Annotated in this window: 17 protein-coding genes; 9 read left to right on the top strand and 8 right to left on the bottom strand. The window is 72.1% G+C overall.

Going from position 1 to position 19,123, the window contains the following annotated elements; translation table 11 throughout:
• Positions 1-23 precede the first annotated feature (23 nt).
• Entirely contained in the window at positions 24-1,223 is a 1,200-nt protein-coding gene (locus F1C76_08240; protein ID QNG36581.1) for an LLM class flavin-dependent oxidoreductase, read from the top strand.
• Between the two features lie 61 nt (positions 1,224-1,284).
• Here the strand turns inward: F1C76_08240 and F1C76_08245 are convergent, their stop codons facing one another.
• On the bottom strand, positions 1,285-2,343 hold the full coding sequence (locus F1C76_08245) for an alcohol dehydrogenase catalytic domain-containing protein (GenBank protein ID QNG36582.1): 1,059 nt from the start codon (positions 2,341-2,343) through the stop codon (positions 1,285-1,287).
• A 320-nt stretch (positions 2,344-2,663) separates the two neighbouring features.
• Here F1C76_08245 and F1C76_08250 point away from each other — a divergent pair, with 320 nt between their 5' ends.
• From F1C76_08250 to F1C76_08265, 4 genes are all read left to right on the top strand, one after another.
• Entirely contained in the window at positions 2,664-4,670 is a 2,007-nt protein-coding gene (locus F1C76_08250; protein QNG36583.1) for a PTS mannitol transporter subunit IICBA, read from the top strand.
• 162 nt (positions 4,671-4,832) lie between these two features.
• Positions 4,833-5,582: an SDR family oxidoreductase gene (locus tag F1C76_08255; protein QNG36584.1), complete on the top strand. Its 750-nt coding sequence runs from the start codon at positions 4,833-4,835 to the stop codon at positions 5,580-5,582.
• 96 nt (positions 5,583-5,678) lie between these two features.
• Positions 5,679-6,803, top strand: a complete 1,125-nt coding sequence (locus F1C76_08260) for an NDMA-dependent alcohol dehydrogenase (protein QNG36585.1) — start codon at positions 5,679-5,681, stop codon at positions 6,801-6,803.
• Positions 6,804-6,975: 172 nt separating this feature from the next.
• A complete protein-coding gene (locus F1C76_08265) occupies positions 6,976-8,100 on the top strand; it encodes an NDMA-dependent alcohol dehydrogenase (protein QNG36586.1) in 1,125 nt (374 codons plus the stop codon).
• A 50-nt stretch (positions 8,101-8,150) separates the two neighbouring features.
• Here the strand turns inward: F1C76_08265 and F1C76_08270 are convergent, their stop codons facing one another.
• Positions 8,151-8,420 carry a DUF2277 domain-containing protein gene (locus F1C76_08270; GenBank protein QNG36587.1) on the bottom strand — a complete coding sequence of 90 codons (270 nt, stop codon included), beginning with the start codon at positions 8,418-8,420 and terminating at the stop codon, positions 8,151-8,153.
• A 29-nt stretch (positions 8,421-8,449) separates the two neighbouring features.
• Positions 8,450-9,640 carry an acyl-CoA dehydrogenase gene (locus F1C76_08275; protein ID QNG36588.1) on the bottom strand — a complete coding sequence of 397 codons (1,191 nt, stop codon included), beginning with the start codon at positions 9,638-9,640 and terminating at the stop codon, positions 8,450-8,452.
• A 60-nt stretch (positions 9,641-9,700) separates the two neighbouring features.
• Between F1C76_08275 and F1C76_08280 the strand changes: the two genes are divergently transcribed.
• The 4 genes from F1C76_08280 (at position 9,701) to F1C76_08295 (ending at position 13,456) form a co-directional block, all read left to right on the top strand.
• Positions 9,701-10,288, top strand: a complete 588-nt coding sequence (locus F1C76_08280; protein ID QNG36589.1) for a TetR/AcrR family transcriptional regulator — start codon at positions 9,701-9,703, stop codon at positions 10,286-10,288.
• An 89-nt stretch (positions 10,289-10,377) separates the two neighbouring features.
• The gene (locus F1C76_08285; protein ID QNG36590.1) at positions 10,378-11,514 is read left to right on the top strand and encodes an iron ABC transporter permease; all 1,137 of its coding nucleotides are present in this window, start codon (positions 10,378-10,380) and stop codon (positions 11,512-11,514) included.
• A gap of 14 nt (positions 11,515-11,528) precedes the next feature.
• The gene (locus F1C76_08290) at positions 11,529-12,608 is read left to right on the top strand and encodes an iron chelate uptake ABC transporter family permease subunit (protein QNG39103.1); all 1,080 of its coding nucleotides are present in this window, start codon (positions 11,529-11,531) and stop codon (positions 12,606-12,608) included.
• Positions 12,609-12,622: 14 nt separating this feature from the next.
• Positions 12,623-13,456: an ABC transporter ATP-binding protein gene (locus tag F1C76_08295; protein ID QNG36591.1), complete on the top strand. Its 834-nt coding sequence runs from the start codon at positions 12,623-12,625 to the stop codon at positions 13,454-13,456.
• Between the two features lie 9 nt (positions 13,457-13,465).
• On the opposite strand, the gene F1C76_08300 is transcribed toward F1C76_08295, so the two are convergent.
• From F1C76_08300 to F1C76_08320, 5 genes are all read right to left on the bottom strand, one after another.
• Positions 13,466-13,792 carry an antibiotic biosynthesis monooxygenase gene (locus tag F1C76_08300; protein QNG36592.1) on the bottom strand — a complete coding sequence of 109 codons (327 nt, stop codon included), beginning with the start codon at positions 13,790-13,792 and terminating at the stop codon, positions 13,466-13,468.
• 132 nt (positions 13,793-13,924) lie between these two features.
• Positions 13,925-15,769, bottom strand: coding sequence for a BCCT family transporter (locus F1C76_08305; protein QNG36593.1), 1,845 nt, complete (start codon positions 15,767-15,769; stop codon positions 13,925-13,927).
• 219 nt (positions 15,770-15,988) lie between these two features.
• On the bottom strand, positions 15,989-17,014 hold the full coding sequence (locus F1C76_08310) for an iron-siderophore ABC transporter substrate-binding protein (protein QNG36594.1): 1,026 nt from the start codon (positions 17,012-17,014) through the stop codon (positions 15,989-15,991).
• A gap of 25 nt (positions 17,015-17,039) precedes the next feature.
• Positions 17,040-18,038, bottom strand: a complete 999-nt coding sequence (locus F1C76_08315) for an ABC transporter substrate-binding protein (GenBank protein QNG39104.1) — start codon at positions 18,036-18,038, stop codon at positions 17,040-17,042.
• Between the two features lie 48 nt (positions 18,039-18,086).
• Positions 18,087-19,082 carry an acyl-CoA dehydrogenase gene (locus F1C76_08320; protein QNG36595.1) on the bottom strand — a complete coding sequence of 332 codons (996 nt, stop codon included), beginning with the start codon at positions 19,080-19,082 and terminating at the stop codon, positions 18,087-18,089.
• Between the last annotated feature and the right edge of the window lie 41 nt (positions 19,083-19,123).

Genomic DNA, 19,123 nt, shown 5'->3' on the forward strand with positions numbered 1-19,123 from the left:
CCGCCGACCTCGAGGAGCCTCCCGTGACGACCACCGACGACCGTCCGACCGAGACCGCCAACGTCCGCCTGGGCCTGGCCCCCACCGACCCGCGCCCGGCCAACGAGACCGGCCCGCTGGCCGACCGGCAGAAGACCAACCCGCTGTTCAACGACCAGAAGATGAAGCTGGGCCTGTTCGGCACCAACTGCTCCTTCGGGCTGATCATGAGCCACGCGGCCAGCAGCTACGAGGTCACCTGGGAGCACACCAAGGCGATCGCCCAGCGCGCCGACCAGATGGGCTTCGAGGCCCTCATCCCGGTCGCGCGCTGGAAGGGCTTCGGCGGCTCGACGAACTTCAACGGCAACTGCTTCGAGACCTACACCTGGGCCGCCGGCCTGGCCGAGGCCACCGAGCACATCGCCATCGCCGCGACGAGCCACCTGCCCACGATGCACCCGATCGTCTCGGCCAAGCAGGCCACCACGATCGACCACATCTCCGGTGGCCGGTTCGCCCTCAACCTGGTCATGGGCTGGGTGACCCCGGAGATGGAGATGTTCGGCGGCTCGCAGCGCGAGCACGACCGCCGCTACGCCTTCGGCCAGGAGTGGATCGACTACGCGTTCAAGCTGTGGTCGGAGACCGGCAGCTTCGACGTGGACGGCGAGTTCTTCTACGGCCGGGACGTCGAGGCCTACCCCAAGCCCGTGCAGGGCCCCCGCCCGGCGCTGGTGAACGCCGGCAACTCCGCCTCGGGCATCGAGTTCTCCGCCCGCAACGTCGACGTCAACTTCGCCTCCCTGGACACCCTGGAGAACGTGAAGACGTACACGTCCTCCCTCAAGGAGAAGGCCAAGAGCGAGTACTCCCGCGACATCCAGACGATGACCTACGGGCTGATCGTCTGCCGGGACACCGAGGCCGAGGCCAAGGCCGCGTTCCAGAACGTCGTGGACGAGGGCGACTGGGGCGCCGCCGGCAACGTCATCAAGATCGCCGGCTCGGGTGCCTCGCAGTCCTTCGACCACGTGGTGAAGGAGTACCAGGAGCGCTTCATCGCCGGCTGGGGCGGCTACCCGATCGTCGGCACCCCGGAGCAGGTCACCGAGGAGCTGGTGAAGCTCAACGAGGCCGGCATGGACGGGATGATCATGGGGCTCATCGACTACAAGGAAGAGCTCGAGATCTTCAACGACGACATCCTGCCGCTGATGAAGCAGGCCGGCATCCGCCACTGAGGAACGCAGAAGGCGCCCTTCCCGGGATCCCGGGAAGGGCGCCTTCTGCGTTCTGGGGGGCCTACGGCTCGACGGTGACCTTGATGGCCGAGCCGGCCTTGACGATGTCGAAGGCCTCCAGCGCGCGCTCCAGGGGGAGCCGGGCGGTGATCAGGTCCTTGACCGGCACCTGGCCGGTGGAGATGTACTCCAGCGCCCGCTTGTTGTGCTCGGGGGCGGATCCGTTGGCGCCGTGGATGTGCAGCTGGCGGTAGTGCACGACGTTGGAGTCGCAGGTGATCGTCGGGTTGGTCTTGGGCAGACCACCGAAGAAGGAGATCCGGCCGTTGCGGGCCGCCATCGCGATGGCCTGCTCCTGCGTGATGTTCGCGGCGGTGGCGGTGATGACGACGTCGGCACCGCGGCCGCCGGTCAGCTCCATGACCCGCTCGACGACGTCGACCTCGGCGCCGTTGATCGTCTCGTCGGGCTGGACGGCGTCGGCCGACATCTGCAGCCGCTCGGCGTTGACGTCGACGAGGAAGACCTTGCCCACCTTGTGCACGCCGCGGGCGATGCGGATGTGCATGCAGCCGATGGGGCCGGCACCGAAGACGACGAGGGTGTCGCCCTCCTCGATGTCCAGCAGCTCCTGGGCGTTGATGGCACAGGCGAAGGGCTCGGCGGCCGAGGCCTCGTCGTAGCCGACGTTGTCCGGGATCCGGTTGAGCCCGTCGACCTTGAGCACCTGCTTGGGCACGATCATGAACTCGGCGAAGCCACCGTCGTACTGGTAGCCGACCGAGGTCTGGTTCTGGCAGACGGCCATCCAGCCCTTGCGGCACTCGTGGCACTCACCGCACGGCACCGCGGCGATGACCTGCACGCGGTCACCGGGGGCCCAGCTGCTGCCGTACGTGCTGTTGACGTCGGCGCCGACCTCGACGACCTCGCCGGCGATCTCGTGACCGATGGTGCGCGGCGGGGTCAGGTTCTGGTGGCCGTTGTGGAAGATCTTGACGTCGGTGCCACAGGTCGAGCAGTTCTTCACCGCGATCTTGACCTCGTCCGGACCGCACACGGGCTCCGGCACGTCCTCGAGGCGGACGTCTTCGGGGGCGTAGAACCGCAGGGCCTTCATGGTGTCCTCCACAGGGCTGGATGAGGGGCGGGGACGGGCAGCTGGACCACACATGTCCACACCGAGATGTGTCTGTGGTCACCCTAGCTGCGGTCCCAGGCCGGTCGCCGGGCCGGAATGACGCCCGAGAGGGCCCGAGTGTCTCCGTTCAGGACCGAACGAGTCTGACTCTAGGTCCTTGACGCGCGCTGTGCGCCAGGATACAAACGCATACACAGATCCGTGACTGCCATCACAGGGTCTGTCACCCATCACTGAGCAGGCCCCGGAACACCCCGCCGACAGCGGCCTCCGAGGACCTCCACGGAGGAAGGCACGACATGGCCAGCACCACAGAGGCAGCACCCCGCGGGGGGGCCCGGCTGCACGTCCAGCGGTTCGGCACCTTCCTGTCGAACATGGTGTTGCCCAACATCGGGGCGTTCATCGCCTGGGGCCTCATCACCGCCCTGTTCATCCAGACCGGCTGGATCAAGCTGATCGGCGACGCGCTCGGCTACGAGGGCGGCTACGGCTTCGTCTCCCAGCTCGGCGCGTGGGCCAACGCCGACGGCACCCCGATGCACGAGGGCACCGGGATCGTCAGCCCGATGATCACGTACCTCCTGCCGCTGCTCATCGGGTACACCGGCGGCCGGATGATGTACAACGACAGCCTCCGCGGCGGGGTGGTCGGTGCCATCGCCACCATGGGTGCCATCGCCGGCGCCAGCGGCACGCCCATGTTCCTGGGCGCGATGATCATGGGCCCGCTGGGCGGCTGGTCGATGCGGAAGCTCGACGCCCTGTGGTCGCACAAGATCCGCCCCGGCTTCGAGATGCTGGTCAACAACTTCTCCGCCGGCATCTGGGGCGGTTTCCTCGCCGTCATCGGCTTCGTCATCGCCGGTCCGTTCGTCAGCGCCTTCAGCACCGCCGCCGGCAACGTCGTGGACTTCCTGGTCGAGCGGAACCTGCTGCCGCTGACCTCGATCTTCATCGAGCCGGCGAAGATCCTGTTCCTGAACAACGCGATCAACCAGGGCATCCTGACCCCGCTGGGCACCAACGAGGCGGCCAGCACGGGCCAGTCGATCCTCTTCCTGCTCGAGGCCAACCCCGGCCCTGGCCTGGGCCTGCTGATCGCCTTCGCGCTCTTCGGTCGCGGTGCCGCCAAGGCCTCGGCCCCCGGCGCGATCCTCATCCAGTTCGTCGGCGGCATCCACGAGATCTACTTCCCGTACGTGCTGGCCAAGCCGAAACTCGTCGCCGCTGTGATCCTCGGCGGCATGGCCGGTGTGGCCACCAACCTGGCCTTCGGCTCGGGCCTGCGCTCCCCGGCCTCGCCCGGCTCGATCATCGCCGTCTGGGCGTCCTCCCCGCCGAGCAGCCTGCTGGGCGTCACGGCCTCGGTGGTCGTCGCGGCCGGTGTCTCGTTCCTCGTGGCGGCCTTCCTGCTGAAGATCGACAAGAGCGGGGACGGCGACCTGTCGGCGGCCACCGCGCAGATGGAGGCCAACAAGGGCAAGAAGTCCTCGGTCTCCGGGATGCTCGGCGGCTCCGGTGCCGGCGCCCCCTCGGGCCCGATCCACTCGATCGTGTTCGCCTGCGACGCCGGCATGGGCTCCTCGGCCATGGGCGCCTCGGTGCTCCGCAAGAAGGTGCACGGCGCCGGGTTCACCGACGTCACCGTGGTGAACAAGGCCATCTCCAACCTGACCGACGACGCCGACCTCGTCGTCACCCACCAGGACCTCACCGCCCGCGCCCGGCAGAAGACCCCCTCGGCCACCCACGTGTCGGTCGAGAACTTCATGGCCAGCCCGCGCTACGACGAGATCGTCGAGCTGCTCCAGCAGCAGAACGGCGCCGGTGCCGGCACTGCCGCCGCCGCGACCTCGGCCGGCGGGGTCGACAGCGGGCTGCTGGCCCGTGAGTCGATCGTGCTGGACGCCTCGGGCGACAAGTCCGCGGCGATCGAGCAGGCCGGTCAGCTGCTGGTCGCCGCCGGCGCCGTCGACGCCTCCTACGTGCGGGCCATGCACGAGCGGGAGACCTCGGTGTCGACCTACATGGGCAACCTGCTGGCCATCCCGCACGGGACGAACGAGGCCAAGCCCTCGATCAAGCGGACGGCGATCTCCTTCGTCCGCTTCCCGCAGGGCGTCGACTGGAACGGCAAGCAGGTCGAGTTCGTGATCGGCATCGCCGGCGCGGGCGACGACCACCTCAAGCTGCTCGGCCGGATCGCGGAGGTCTTCACCGACGACGCCCAGGTCGCCCAGCTGTCGGCCGCCCGCACGCAGGACGACGTCCTCGCCGTCCTGGGGGCCATGCAGCCCGCGTAAGCAGCTCCCGCAAGACGACGGCCCCGGTCCCCACGGACCGGGGCCGTCGTGCGTCCGCATCCTCCCCCCACGCCCGGCAGGGGAAGCCCTGCACCCACGCCCGGACCTCCACCCTGGGTGCAGGGCATCCCCTGCCGGGGGTGGGGCGGGCAGCATGGCCTCGTGGACACCCCCCAGCGGCCCGTCACCGTCGTCACCGGCGGCTCCCGCGGGATCGGGGCGGCCACGGTCGCCGCGCTCGCCCGGGCCGGGCACGACGTCGTCGTGGGCTACCGCGCCGACGCGGACGCCGCAGCGCGGGTCGTCGACGACGCGACATCCGTGGGCGTCCGGGCGTTGGCCGTGCAGGCCGACGTCACGGTCCCGGCGGACGTCGACCGGCTGTTCGGCACCGACCTCGGCCCGGTCACCGGCCTGGTGGCCAACGCGGGGCTGACCGCCCACCTCGGCGACCTGGCCGACACCCCGGTGGACGTCGTCCGCACCGTGCTGGACGTGAACCTGCTCGGGGTGGTGCTCTGCTGCCGGCGGGCAGCCCAGCTGATGAGCACCGACCGGGGTGGCGCCGGCGGCTCGATCGCGGCGGTCTCCTCGGCGGCGGCGACGCTGGGCTCCGCGCACGAGTACGTGCACTACGCGGCGGCCAAGGCCGGCGTGGACGCCCTGGTCGTCGGGCTGGCGAAGGAGCTGGCCACGGCGGGCGTGCGGGTGAACGGCGTCGCGCCGGGGCTGGTGCGCACCGACATCCACGCCGGCGCCGGCGACCCGGGCCGGCTGGACCGGGTGACCGCCCGGGTGCCGATGGGCCGCGCCGGGGAGCCCGACGAGATCGCCCCGGCCGTCGTCTGGCTCCTGGGGCCGCAGGCCGGCTACGTCACGGGCACGGTGGTCCGGGTGGCCGGTGGGCTCTGAGAACGATCCCAGCGGGGAGTGACACGGGTCACCACTGACCTCTACGGTCTCGGTACTGGCACTCGGTGCCACGTCCCCGACCGAAGGTGAGCGACGATGCCCATCCGCACCCGCGCAGCGATCATCCGGCAGTCCCCCGGTGAGTACGAGACCGTCGAGCTCGAGCTCGACGACCCCCGCCAGAACGAGGTCACGGTCAAGCTGACCGCCTCGGGCCTGTGCCACTCCGACGACCACCTGCAGACCGGCGACATGGTCCTGGGGCACTACCCGATGTGCGGCGGGCACGAGGGGGCCGGTGTGGTCACCGCCGTCGGCCCGCACACCCCGGGCTACGAGGTCGGCGACCACGTCGTCTTCTCGTTCCTGCCCGCGTGCGGGAAGTGCGCGGCCTGCTCGCGGGGTCAGTTCAACCTCTGCGACACCGGCGCCAACACCCTGGTCGGCTCCCGCGCGGACGACGTCAGCAGCTTCCGCATGCACCTGGACGGCGAGGACGTCGGGCAGATGGCGGGCATCTCCACCTTCGCCGAGTACACGACCGCGCACGTCGACTCGGTCGTGAGGATCCCCAAGGACATCCCGCTCAAGGAGGCCGCCCTGGTCGGGTGCGGGGTGCCCACCGGGTGGGGCTCGGCCACCAACATGGCCGGCATCGAGCCCGGTCACACCGTGATCGTGATGGGCGTCGGCGGCATCGGCATCAACGCGGTCCAGGGTGCCCGGCACGCCGGGGCGACCACCGTCATCGCCGTCGACCCGGTCCCCTTCAAGCGGGAGAAGGCCCAGGAGTTCGGGGCCACCCACTCCTTCGCCGACATCGCCGAGGCCACCACGTTCGCCCAGTCGATCACCGAGGGCCAGGGGGCGGACTCCGCGATCGTGACCGTCGGCGTCACGACCGGCGAGCACGTCGGCCAGGCCGTCGCCGCCATCCGCAAGGGCGGGACCGTCGTCCTCACCGGTGTGGGCAAGATGGCCGAGGTCGGCATCCCGGTCTCGCCGTTCGAGATGGTGATGATGCAGAAGCGCATCCAGGGTGCGATCTACGGCGGCAACAGCCCGCACGACGTCATCCCGCGGCTGCTGCGCATGTACCAGGCGGGTCAGCTCAAGCTCGAGGAGCTGATCACGAAGGAGTACACCCTCGACGAGGTCGCCCAGGGCTACCGCGACATGCACGCCGGCACGAACATCCGCGGCATCGTCGTCTACGAGTGAGGGCGCGGCCGCGCCGGCCACGGTCGGCGCGGTCCCCTCTGGACACGGTCGCGGACGCACGGCAGATTCCCAGTGACCGCGGTCACCGCGATGTCAACGCATGCGTTTATGGTCACACCGACACCTGACACCGGGTGCCAGTGCCGCCGATCCACAGGAGAGCTGAGCAACGATGCCCACCACCACCCGCGCCTCGATCATCCGCGAGTCCCCCGGCCACTACGAGACCGTCACCGTCGAGCTCGACGACCCCCGCAGGGGCGAGGTCCAGGTCAAGCTGGCCGCCTCGGGTCTGTGCCACTCGGACGACCACCTGCAGACCGGTGACCTCCAGGTCGCCACGTACCCCTTCTGCGGCGGCCACGAGGGTTCCGGCGTCATCACCAAGGTCGGCCCGGACACCCCCGGCTACGAGGAGGGCGACCACGTCGTCTTCTCCTTCGTCCCGTCGTGCGGCAAGTGCCAGGCCTGTACCCGCGGTGACTTCAACCTCTGCGACACCGGCGCCAACCTGCTCGTCGGCTCCCGGGCCAACGACCCGACGGACTTCCGGATGAAGCTCGACGGCGAGAACGTCGGCCAGATGTGCGGCATCTCGACCTTCTCCGAGTACACGACCGCCGACGTCGCCTCGGTCATCAAGATCGACAAAGACATCCCGCTCAAGTCCGCCGCGCTCGTCGGCTGTGGCGTCCCGACCGGCTGGGGCACCGCGGTCGAGGCCGGCCAGGTCAAGCCCGGTGACGTCGTCATCGTCATGGGCATCGGCGGCATCGGCATCAACGCCGTCCAGGGCGCCAAGCACGCCGGCGCGACCAGCATCATCGCCGTCGACCCGACCCCCTTCAAGCGCGAGATGGCGCAGGAGTTCGGCGCCACCGACGTCTTCGAGGACATGGACCAGGCCACCGCCTACGCCCAGTCGATCACCCAGGGCCAGGGCGCCGACGTCACCCTGATCACCGTGGGCGTGCTCAAGCCCGAGCACCCCGCCCAGGGCCTGGCGTCCATCCGCAAGGGCGGCACCGTCGTGGCCACCGGCCTCGGCGCGATGACCGACATGGCCCCGATCTCGATGTTCGACCTGACCCTCATGCAGAAGCGGCTGCAGGGCGCGATCATCGGCGGCCAGTCGCCGCACTCGGACATCCCGAAGCTGCTGCGCATGTACCAGGCCGGTCAGCTGAAGCTCGACGAGCTGATCACCAAGGAGTACACGCTGGACCAGGTCACCGAGGCCTACGAGGACATGCACGCCGGCAAGAACATCCGCGGCGTCATCGTCTTCAACGACTGAGGAACTGACGAGAAAGGCGCTTCTTGCACTCGCACGAAGCGCCTTTCTCGTCAGCGGGGGTAACGGGCGGCGGCCTTCTCGCGGGCTCGGGCGGCGAGGACCTCGCGGTCGCGTGGGGGCGCCGTCGTCCGCAGGTCCTCCAGCAGGTGCCGGGTGGCGTGCGCGATCTCGGCCACCGCCCGGTCGAAGACCTCCTGGTTGGCCTGGGAGGGCTTGACCGACCCACTCACCTTGCGGACGAACTGCAGCGCGGCGGCGTCGACCTCGTCGGGCGTCGTGGCCGGCGCGAGGTTGTGCAGGACCCGGATGTTGCGACACATGGCGGTGACGGTAGGCCCGCCCGCACCCCTCAGGCCAGGGCGAACTCGGCCGGGGAGACCGCCGTGGAGACCGCGCCGCCCTTGGCCAGCGCCCGGCTGATCACCAGCCGCTGGATCTGGTTGGTGCCCTCGAAGATCTGCATGACCTTGGCCTCGCGCATGTAGCGCTCGACCGGGAAGTCCCGGGTGTAGCCGAAACCGCCGAGCACCTGGACGGCGTCGGTGGTCACCTTCATCGCGTTGTCGGTGGCCACCAGCTTGGCGATCGAGGCCTGCTGGGAGTAGGGCAGACCGGCGTCCTTGAGCCGCGCGGCGTGCAGCGTCATCGCCCGGGCGGACTCGACCGCGGCGGCCATGTCGGCCAGCAGGAACGCCAGGCCCTGGTGCTCGATGATCGGGACGCCGAAGGTCTCCCGCTCCTTCGCGTAGGCCAGCGCGTCGTCCAGCGCGCCCTGGGCCAGGCCCACGGCGACCGCGGCGATGCCCAGCCGCCCGGCGTCCAGACCGGCGAGGGCGATGGGCAGGCCCATGCCCTCCTCGCCGAGCCGGCGGTCGGCGGACACCCGGACGCCCTCGAAACGCATGGTCGCCGTCGCCTGGGCGGTGAGGCCCATCTTCCGCTCCGGCGGGTCGGCGACCAGACCGTCGCTGTCGGCCGGGACCAGGAAGCAGGAGATGCCTCGCGAGCGGTGGTCCGACGTCCGCGCCATGACCTTGTAGAAGTCGGCCTCGCCGCCGTGGGTGACCCAGGCCTTCTCCCCGGTCAGCACGTAGTCGTCCCCGTCGCGGACGGCGGTGGTGCGCATCGCGGCCGGGTCGGAGCCGGCGTGCGGCTCGGAGAGGCAGTAGGCACCCAGCAGCTCCCCGCCCAGCATGTCGGGCAGCAGCCGCTGCTTCTGCTCGTCGGTGCCCTGGGTGACCAGCCCGAAGCAGGACAGCCCGTGCACGCTCACCCCGACGCCCACACCCGCCCAGACCGCGCTGATCTCCTCCAGCACCTGCAGGTAGACCTCGTAGGGCTGCGCGCCGCCGCCGAACTCCTCGGCGTAGGGCAGGCCCAGCAGGCCGGCGCGGCCCAGGGTGCGGAACGCCTCGCGCGGGAAGACCTCGTCGGCCTCGGCGGCGACCACCTTCGGCGCCAGCTCCTCGCGGGCCAGCTCGCGGGTGAGCTCGAGGAGGTCGGCTGCCTCCTGGGTGGGGACCAGACGCTGGACCGGCATGACGGGACCTCTCATCGGTACTGCAGGACGGCGTTCAGTACGGAAGATAGCCTGGACGACGTGACCACGGCCAGAGCTGCCACCCGCGGCCCGGCCCGTCGGGAGGCCCTCCTCGACGAGCTGGTCGACCTGTTCCTCGCCGAGGGGTTCGCCTCCTTCACCCTCGACGAGCTGGCCCGCCGGCTGCACTGCTCCAAGAGCACCCTCTACGCCGTCGCCGGGAGCAAGGAGCAGCTGGTCGTCGCCGTCGTCCGGCGGTTCTTCGCCCGGGCCACGCAGGCCGTGGAGTCCCGCGCCGCCGACCCGGTCGACCACCGGGAGCGGATCGAGGCCTACCTGCTGGCGGTCAGCGAGCAGCTGCGTCCGGCCGGGCCGGCGTTCTTCACCGACCTGGCCGCGTTCCCGCCGGCGGCCGAGGTCTACGCCCGCAACACCCGGACGGCGGCCCGGCGGGTGCAGCAGCTGGTCAGCGAGGGCGTCGCGGCCGGCACGATCCGGCCGGTGCACGCCTCGTTCGTGGGCGCGGCCGTCGCCCAGGTCATGGGGGCGATCCACGCGGGGACCATCACCACCGAGACGGGCCTGGACGACGCCGCGGCCTACGCCGAACTGGCCGCCCTCGTCGTGGCCGGACTGCGCCGGGCCTGACCAGCTCGATTCCCGCTGAGACCGTGAGAGCGGCCACACCCGGGTTGACCGGGGGCGCGACCGCAGCGGTAAGGTGAGCCTAACCGATCATGGTCCCGTGGGGCCGTGTGTCCAGCCCCCGCCCCCAGGAGACGCCCGTGCCCCAGCGCGCTGTCGTCCCTGCCGCGGCGGAGGGCACCCCCGGTGACTCCGCCGCCGACGACCAGCGCAGCCGCGGCCTGCTGCACGGCGCGGCCACCCGCATCGGCGGGCTCTGGCTGCTGCTCGCGCTCACCGTCGTGGTGTGCGGACTCAGCATCGCCGTCGGCACCCGCGCGATCGGGCTCGGCACCGTCTGGCAGGCCCTCACCGACAACGGCTTCCCCGGCGACGAGGCCGTGGTGATCCGCGAGCTCCGGGTGCCCCGCACGCTGCTCGGCATCCTGGTCGGACTGTCCCTCGGCGTCGCCGGTGCCCTCATGCAGGGCCACACCCGCAACCCGCTCGGCGACCCCGGTCTGCTCGGGGTCGCTGCCGGCGCCTCGGCCGCCGTCGTCCTGGCCATCTTCGTGCTGGGCGTGACCACCCCCGCCGGGTACGTCTGGTTCGCCTTCGGCGGCGCGCTGGCCGGCTCGGTCGCGGTGTTCGCCATCGGCTCCAGCGGCCGGGGCGGGGCCACCCCGGTCAGCCTGGCGCTGGCGGGAGCCGCGCTGTCGGCCCTGCTCTACGCGCTGGTGCGCGCCGTGCTGGTCAGCGACAGCCAGACCCTGGACAGCTTCCGCTTCTGGGTGGTGGGGTCGCTGGCCGGCCGGGACGCCTCGATCGCCTGGCAGGTGCTGCCGTTCATCGTCGTCGGGCTGGTGCTCGCGGTGGTCAACGCGCCCGCGCTCAACCTGCTCGGGCTGGGCGAGGACGTCGCCCGCGGCCTGGGCCAGAACGTCCTGCTCGCCCGGGTCGTCGGCATCGCCTCGATCACCCTGCTCACCGGCGCGGCCACCGCGGCCTGCGGCCCGATCGGCTTCGTCGGCCTCGTCGTCCCGCACGTCGCCCGCGCCCTCACCGGCCCCGACCACCGCTGGTTGATCCCGTACTCCGCGCTACTCGGCGTGGTCCTGCTGCTGACCGCCGACGTCGTGGGGCGCATCGTCGTCCGGCCCGGGGAGCTGCAGGTGGGCATCGTGCTCGCCCTGGTCGGCGCGCCGTTCTTCATCGCGCTGGTCCGTCGCAAGCGGCTGGTGGGCCTGTGACCGCCGGCGGCTCGATCACCACGCGCTCCACCCCGCAGCACGTGGACAAGCGGCGCACCGTCCGCATCGGGCCACTGTCGGGCGTCGTCCGCACCCGGCAGCTGCTGCTGCCGGTGGTCGCCGCGATCGCCCTGGTGCTGGTCAGCGCGGTCAGCATCGGCCGCGGCGACTACCCGATCGGGCTGCTCGACGTGCTGCGCACGCTCGTGGGTGCCGGCGACCAGACCCAGCAGTTCATCATCACCGAGCTGCGCGCCCCGCGGATCGTCGTGGGGGCCCTCGTCGGCCTGGCCCTGGGCCTGTCCGGCGCGCTCATCCAGACCTTCGCCCGCAACCCGCTGGCCAGCCCCGACACCCTGGGCATCAACGCCGGCGCCTCGGCCGCCGCGGTCGCGGTGATCGTGCTGGGGGGCGGGTCGAGCGCCGCGGCGGGCCTGCTCGGCGGACTCGGCCTCCAGGTGGCCGCGCTGATCGGCGCGCTGCTCACCGCCCTGCTCATCTTCGTGCTGGCCTGGAACAAGGGCGTGGACGGCTACCGCCTGGTGCTGGTCGGCATCGGCCTGGGCGCGGTGGGCTACGCGGTCGTCGACTGGCTGCTCACCCGCTCCGACATCACCGACGCCGCCGCGGCCACCGTGTGGCTGACCGGCTCGCTCAACGCCCGCACCTGGGACCAGGCCTGGCCGCTGGCGCTGGCGCTGCTGGTCCTCGTGCCGGTCGCGCTCGCGCTCTCCCGGGTGCTCGGCGTGCTGCAGTTCGGCGAGGACACCGCCCGTGCCCTGGGCATCCGGGTCGGCCGCGCCCAGGCCACCGTCGTCCTGGTCGCCGTGTGCCTCGCCGCGGCCGCCGTCGCCGCGGCCGGGCCGGTCCAGTTCGTCGCCCTCGTCGTCCCCCAGGTCGCCGTCCGGCTGGCCGGGGGCTCCCGCCCGCCGCTGCTGGCCTCGGGCCTGCTCGGCGCCCTGCTCGTGGTCGGCGCCGACCTACTCGCCCGCACCGTGCTCCCCGTCGCGCTCCCCGTCGGCATCGTCACCGCCGTCATCGGGGCGCCCTACCTGCTCTGGCTGCTCGTCCGCGGCCGCCGCAGCATCACGTGAAGGAGGGACCGACCATGACCGCTGTCCTGGCACACCCCGAACTCGGCACCGAGGCCACGCCCCGGGTGCGGCTGGCGGCCGAGCAGGTGCGGCTGGCCTACGGCGAGAACGTCGTCGTGGACTCCCTGGACCTGGACCTGGTCGACGGGTCGTTCACCGCCATCGTGGGCCCCAACGGCTGCGGCAAGTCCACCCTGCTGCGCGCCCTGGGCCGGTTGCTGCGCCCCACGTCGGGCCAGGTGGTGCTCGACGGCAAGCCGATCGCCAAGACCCCCACCCGCGACGTCGCCCGGGTGCTCGGCCTGCTCCCGCAGACCCCCATCGCCCCCGAGGGCCTGACCGTGGCCGACCTGGTCGCCCGCGGCCGGCACCCGCACCAGTCCTGGCTGCGCCAGTGGTCCCGGGACGACGAGGCCGTGGTCGCCGAGGCGCTCCGCTGGACCGACATGCTCGACCTGGCCGACCGCCCGGTCGACGCGCTCTCCGGTGGTCAGCGGCAGCGGGCCTGGATCTCGATGGCCCTGGCCCAGGGCACCGACCTGCTGCTGCTCGACGAGCCCACCACCTACCTCGATCTCTCCCATCAGATCGACGTGCTGGAGCTGGTCGCCCGGCTGCACGCCGAGCGCGGCCGCACCGTGGCCGTCGTGCTGCACGACCTGAACCTGGCGGCGCGCTACGCCCAGCGGCTGGTGGCCATGAAGGACGGCGTGCTGGTGGCCTCCGGCACCCCCGCCGAGGTGCTCACCGAGCAGCTGCTCGACGAGGTGTTCGACCTCGAGGCCCGGGTCATCGAGGACCCGGTCTCGGGCACCCCGATGGTGGTGCCGGTCCGCCGCCTGCGCTGAGCGGAGGACTCAGCTGCGCGGGGCGACCTCGCCCATGGCGCCCCAGTCGTCCTGCGGCACCTCGACGTTGATGATCTTCGGGGTGTCGGTGACCAGGTAGGACATCTCGTCGATGGCCTTCTGGAAGTGCGGCTCGGCCACGTGGGCCTCCCCGGCGGCGCCGTCCCGGAAGGACTCCAGCAGCACCCAGGTGTTCTCCTCCTCGAGGCTGCGCGACCACTCGAAGAAGACGTTGCCGGGCTCGGCCCGGACGGCGGCGGTGAACTCGGCGGTGACCCGCTCCCACTCCTCGACCTTGTCGGGGCGGACCGGGAACTTCACGGCGATGAAGATCATGCAGCCATCCTCACCGACACCACGAGGCCCCGCCTCCCGGAGGGAGACGGGGCCAGGTGACGTGCTGGAACGGCCTCGGTGCAGGGCCCCGCGGCGCGCGGAGCGTGCCGTGGGGGGCACCGAGGTCCTTCCCTAGTCCCGGGGTTCCTGCGGGCGGCCGGCGCCCATCGGCTCCCGCACCGGGATGGGCGAACCCACGTCGGCGATGGTGTTCTCGCCGTCCCGACGCCGGTCGGCTGCGGTGCGGGCCGGGGTCGGGCCGTCGGCCACGCCGTCGCCGTCCTCGTCGGGTGCGTGCCGCACCGAGATGACGAAGTCGTCGCCGTGCGTGGTGAGGCCGTGCACGACGGCCTGCTCGACCGCCTCCTCGGCGACGGTGCTGCGCAGCACCATCGGGTCGCTGCGCAGGTCCTTGGCCAGGGAGAACGCCAGGCCGACCATGACGATGGCGAACGGCAGCGCCGCGATGATGGTCAGGTTCTGCAGGCCGGTGAGGGCCTCGTCCCCGCCCACCAGCAGCATGATCGCCGCGACAGCGCCCATGACGACGCCCCAGAAGACGACCACCCAGCGGGAGGGCTCCAGGGTGCCGCGCTGGGAGAGCGAGCCCATCACGATCGAGGCGGCGTCGGCACCGGAGACGAAGAAGATCGCCACCAGGACCATCACCAGCACCGTGGCCACGCTGGCCAGCGGGTACTGCTGGAGGACGCCGAAGAGCTGCCCCTCGCTGGTGGACTGCCCGGCGACGTCGACCCCGCTCTGCTGGGCGGCGATCCCGGCCCCGCCGAAGATCGCGAACCAGACCAGGCTCACGACGCTGGGCACGAGCAGCACGCCGGTGACGAACTGGCGGATGGTGCGGCCCCGGGAGATGCGGGCGATGAACAGACCGACGAACGGCGTCCAGCTGATCCACCAGGCCCAGTAGAAGACCGTCCAGCCCTGCAGCCAGGTGGCCATGGCGTCCCCGCCGGAGGCCTCGGTGCGGGCGGCCATCTCACCGAGGTCGGAGAAGTAGCTGCCGATCGCGCCCGGGATCAGGTTGAGGATCAGCACGGTCGGGCCGACCACGAACACGAAGACGGCCAGGGTCAGCGCCAGCACCATGTTGGTGTTGGACAGCCACTGGATGCCGCGCGAGATGCCGGAGACCGCCGAGGCGACGAAGGCCATGGTCAGCACGGCGATGATGACGACGAGCAGGCCGTTGCCGACGTCGCCGGCCCAGCCGAGGATCTGCACGCCGGAGCCGATCTGCAGGGCGCCGAGGCCCAGGGAGGCGGCGGAGCCGAACAGCGTGGCGAAGATGGCGAGGACGTCGATGACCTTGCCGGCCGGGCCGCTGGTGCGCTTCTCCCCGAACAGCGGGGCGAAGGCGGCGCTGATCAGCTGCTTGCGGCCACGGCGGAAGGTGCCGTAGGCGATCGCGAGCCCGACGACGGCGTAGATGGCCCACGGGTGCAACGACCAGTGGAACAGCGTCGTGGCCATGGCGGTGGAGACGGCGTCGGGGGTCTCGGCCTCCACGGTGCCCGGCGGCGGGGAGACGTAGTGCGACAGCGGCTCGCTGACGCCGAAGAACATCAGGCCGATGCCCATGCCCGCGCTGAACATCATCGCGATCCAGGAGACGGTCTTGAACTCCGGCGCCTCGCCGTCGCGACCCAGCGGGATCTTCCCGTAGCGGGACGCGGCCAGCCAGATCACGTAGACCACGAAGCCCGAGGCGATCAGCACGAAGAACCAACCGAGGTTGGACTCGATCCAGGACAGGGCGCTGCCGCTGGTGGACCCGAGTCCGGCGGGGCTGGCGAAGCCCCAGGCGACGAAGGCCAGCGCGATGGCCGCGGCGACCCCGAACACGACGGTGTCCAGGTGGCCCTTCTCGTCGGCGGTGGCCGGTGGTGGCTCGGCGATCGCGGGGTGCGCGCCGGTGTCGGCCGGGCCCCCCGAGGTGCTGGGTGTGGTGGTCATCGGTGGGCGTGGCGCACGGGTTCGGCGCCCCTCCGTTCGGGCTCGGGGACAGGGAGCCGGCCCGTCCTCCCAGGTGAGAGGCGCAGAGCCGACTCCCCACCGTCCGCCCCACCGGCCCCACAGGTCAAACCGAGGTCGGTCACAGCAACCCTTTCGTGACACAACGACGCCCCCTCCGGCAGGGCGGGAGGGGGCGTCGTCAGCAGGTGCGGAGGCGGGTCAGCCCGGGAACTGCTCCTGCAGCTGGGGCAGCAGCGCGTCGAGCGCGAACGGCACGCTGAGCACGTCGTTGTAGGAGATCGCACCACCCTCGGCGGACGGGTCGAGGTACAGCACCCGGCCCGCGGCGACCGCCGGGATGGCGGAGAAGACCGGGTCGGCCTCGAGCTGGGCGCGGGTCTCCTCGAGGTCGAACAGGGCCGGGACGACGATCAGGTCGGCGTCCAGCAGCTGGGACTCCTCGGCGGAGACGGTGGTGAAGAAGGAGTCGGTCTCCAGCCCCTGCACGGCGTCGGTGAGCTCGAAGCCGAGGCTGCGGAAGAACTCCACCCGGGTGTCGCCGGCGACGTAGACGCCGTAGCCACCGGCGCCGGTGGTGTCCGGGACGGTGATGGTCACCGTGGCGTCGGCGAACTGCGGGTTGGCGTCGGCGGCCTCGGTGAGCGAGCCGTCGACGTCCTCCAGCAGGGCCTGGGCCTCGTCGGCCTTGCCGAGGGCCTCGCCGATCATCGTGGTGGCCTCGTCCCGGCCGACCAGGAAGGCGTCGGAGCCCTCGGGGCGGGCGAGCACCGGCACGAGCTGGGAGAGCTGGTCGTACTCCTCCTGCTCGATGCCGCTGCCGATCGCGATCACCAGGTCGGGCTCCAGGGCCAGCACGTCCTCGACGGTGGGCACCTCGGCGACCGGCAGCAGCTCGATGTCGCCCTCGGCGGCCGGCTCGTCCTGCGCCCACGGGCCCAGGCCCGGGACGGTGGCGTCGGGGAAGGTGGAGAACTCCTGGAAGGCCACCGGGGTGACGCCGAGCGCGAGCACCGTGTCGACGTCGGTGTAGCCGGTGACCACGACGCGCTGGGGCTCGGACTCGATCGTGGTCTCCCCGAAGGCGTTCGGGATGGTGACCGGGAAGGCCCCGTCGGAGGCGGTCGAGGACCCCTCGGCGGCGGGCTCGTCGGACCCGCCACCGCAGGCGGTCAGGGTCAGGGCAGTGACCGCGGTGAGGGCGGCCAGGGTGGTGCGTCGGGACATCGGGGTTCCTCGTCGGGTCGTGGGGTCAGGCGGCGCTGGTGGCGGCGAGCGCCTGCACCAGCAACGGGGTGAGCTGCTCGACGGCGAAGGGCGCCGAGAGCACGGTGTTGTAGGACATCGCGCCGCGCAGGTCGGCGTCGGGCAGCACGAGGCCACCGGCGGTCACCACAGGCAGGCCCTGGAGCACGGCGTCGGCCTCGACGACCGGTGCGCTGGCCTCGTCGGTGAGCACCACGAGCGCGTCCCCGTCGGCCAGGTCCAGGCGCTCGCTGGACAGCTCGACGTAGAAGCTCTCCCCGGTGTCCTCGGCGAGGATGCCCTCGGGGACGGACAGGCCCAGCTGGTCCATGACCTGGCCACGAGCGTCGGCCGGCAGGTACGCGCCGTAGACCCCGCTGTAGGGCAGCAGCACCGCGGCGGTCGCACCCGCGAACTGCGGGTTGGCCGCGACGGCGTCGTCGAAGGCCGCGTCGGCGGTCTCGATCAGCTCCTCGCCCTCGGCCTCCTTGCCCAAGGCCTGCGCGATCATCCGGGTCGCGTCGTCCCGGCCCACGCCGTAGGCAGCGGTGCCCGCGGGGCGCACCAGGGTGGGGGCGACCTGGGAGAGCTGCTCGTAGACGGTCTCGTCGAAGCCGGCGGAGATGCCCACGATCAGGTCGGGGTCGAGAGCGGCGACCTCCTCGACGCTGACCTCGGCGGTCGGGTCGAGCACGGTCAGCTCGGCGCCGTCCAGGTACTCCTCCGCCCAGGGCCCCACGCCCGTCTCGGCGTAGAAGGAGAACGGCTGGACGGCGACCGGGACGACCCCGAGGGCCAGGATCGGGTCGGAGTCGGTCACCCCGAGAGCGACCACCCGCTCGGGGGCCTCCTCGATCGTCGTGCTGCCCCAGATGTGGTCGACGGTCACCGGGAAGGCCGCCGAGGACGACCCGGGTGCCGTGCCCGCTGCGGCGGGCTCGTCGTCCCCGGACCCGCAGGCGGCCAGCCCCCCGACCAGCAGGGACGTGGACAGGACGGCGGTCAGACGGGCAGTGCGGCGCAACGGAGCTCCTCGGTCAGTGGTGAGGGCAGCCTAACCTGAGCTGGGCAGCAGCTGTGTCAGCAGTGCCGCGCGGATGCTCGGTCGGGAGCCGAAGACGAGCAGGAACAGCGCCTCGCGGGCCAGCCGCTCCGCCGGGTGCCCGCGGCCGACCGAGCGGCTGCCGGTGGCCACGGCGAGCAGTCCGCTCGCGCGGTGGGCCAGCGCCGCGGCGGCCGCCCGGGCGGCGGGCAGCTCCGCCGGGCCGGCGGCGTCCAGCTGTGCGCGGACGGCGGCGAGGTCGGCGTCCAGGGCGGGCAGCTCGGCCAGCCGGGCGCACCGGGCGGCCACCCCGAGGGCCAGCGAGCCGTTGGGGCGCAGCCCCGCCGGGTCACCGGCCTGCCAGCGGGCCATCGGCACGGTGCGCACCAGCCGGCCGGCCGGCACCCGGTGGCCACGCACCGACAGCTCGACGGTGGAGCTGGCCTCCACCGCGACCAGCCGCTGCGGGTCCGCGGTGAGCGTGGGGCCCTCGACGGCGTCGACGAGCAGGAAGTGCACGACGTCCGCGGCGTCCCGGGCAGCGACCAGGAGCACGTCCACGTGTGCCCAGCCGGTGACCCACGGGACCCCGCCGTCCAGCACGAACTCCGCACCCTCCCGACGCACGGTGATCGCCGGGGGCCCGGGCCGGGTGGCGGCCAGCAGCGCGATGCCCGAGCGGGTGCGGCCGGCGCAGAGGTCGGCCAGGAACTCCTCGCGCAGCGCCGCGGGCGCCTCGGCGACCATCCGGGGCACGCCCAGGTGCTGCAGCCAGACGAACGTGGTCGCCAGGTCGCCCCCGGCGAGTGCCTCGACCACCGCGTGCACCGTGGCCTGGTCGGCACCTGCCCCGCCGGCAGCCACCGGGCCGGTCAGCCCGTAGAGCCCGGCCGCGGCCAGCGTCTGCAGGTGCGAGGTGGGCACCACCCCGGCGGCGTCCACCTCACCGGCGACCGGGAAGAACACGTCGTCGGCGATCGTCTGGGCCCGTGCGATGAGCTCGTCCACCCCGCCATCGTCCACACTGCACGGGTGGGAGCGCCGGGGTG

It is taken from the genome of Geodermatophilaceae bacterium NBWT11, assembly GCA_014218215.1.
Lineage (GTDB): Bacteria > Actinomycetota > Actinomycetes > Mycobacteriales > Geodermatophilaceae > Klenkia.

Excerpts from the sequence above, each read along its gene's own strand:
- F1C76_08260 (QNG36585.1), top strand. The coding sequence starts at position 5,679 with ATGCCCATCCGCACCCGCGCAGCGATCATCCGGCAGTCCCCCGGTGAG.
- F1C76_08305 (QNG36593.1), bottom strand. The coding sequence starts at position 15,769 with ATGACCACCACACCCAGCACCTCGGGGGGCCCGGCCGACACCGGCGCG.
- F1C76_08275 (QNG36588.1), bottom strand. The coding sequence starts at position 9,640 with ATGCCGGTCCAGCGTCTGGTCCCCACCCAGGAGGCAGCCGACCTCCTC.
- F1C76_08285 (QNG36590.1), top strand. The coding sequence starts at position 10,378 with ATGGTCCCGTGGGGCCGTGTGTCCAGCCCCCGCCCCCAGGAGACGCCC.
- F1C76_08245 (QNG36582.1), bottom strand. The coding sequence starts at position 2,343 with ATGAAGGCCCTGCGGTTCTACGCCCCCGAAGACGTCCGCCTCGAGGAC.
- F1C76_08250 (QNG36583.1), top strand. The coding sequence starts at position 2,664 with ATGGCCAGCACCACAGAGGCAGCACCCCGCGGGGGGGCCCGGCTGCAC.
- F1C76_08295 (QNG36591.1), top strand. The coding sequence starts at position 12,623 with ATGACCGCTGTCCTGGCACACCCCGAACTCGGCACCGAGGCCACGCCC.
- F1C76_08270 (QNG36587.1), bottom strand. The coding sequence starts at position 8,420 with ATGTGTCGCAACATCCGGGTCCTGCACAACCTCGCGCCGGCCACGACG.
- F1C76_08310 (QNG36594.1), bottom strand. The coding sequence starts at position 17,014 with ATGTCCCGACGCACCACCCTGGCCGCCCTCACCGCGGTCACTGCCCTG.
- F1C76_08265 (QNG36586.1), top strand. The coding sequence starts at position 6,976 with ATGCCCACCACCACCCGCGCCTCGATCATCCGCGAGTCCCCCGGCCAC.
- F1C76_08300 (QNG36592.1), bottom strand. The coding sequence starts at position 13,792 with ATGATCTTCATCGCCGTGAAGTTCCCGGTCCGCCCCGACAAGGTCGAG.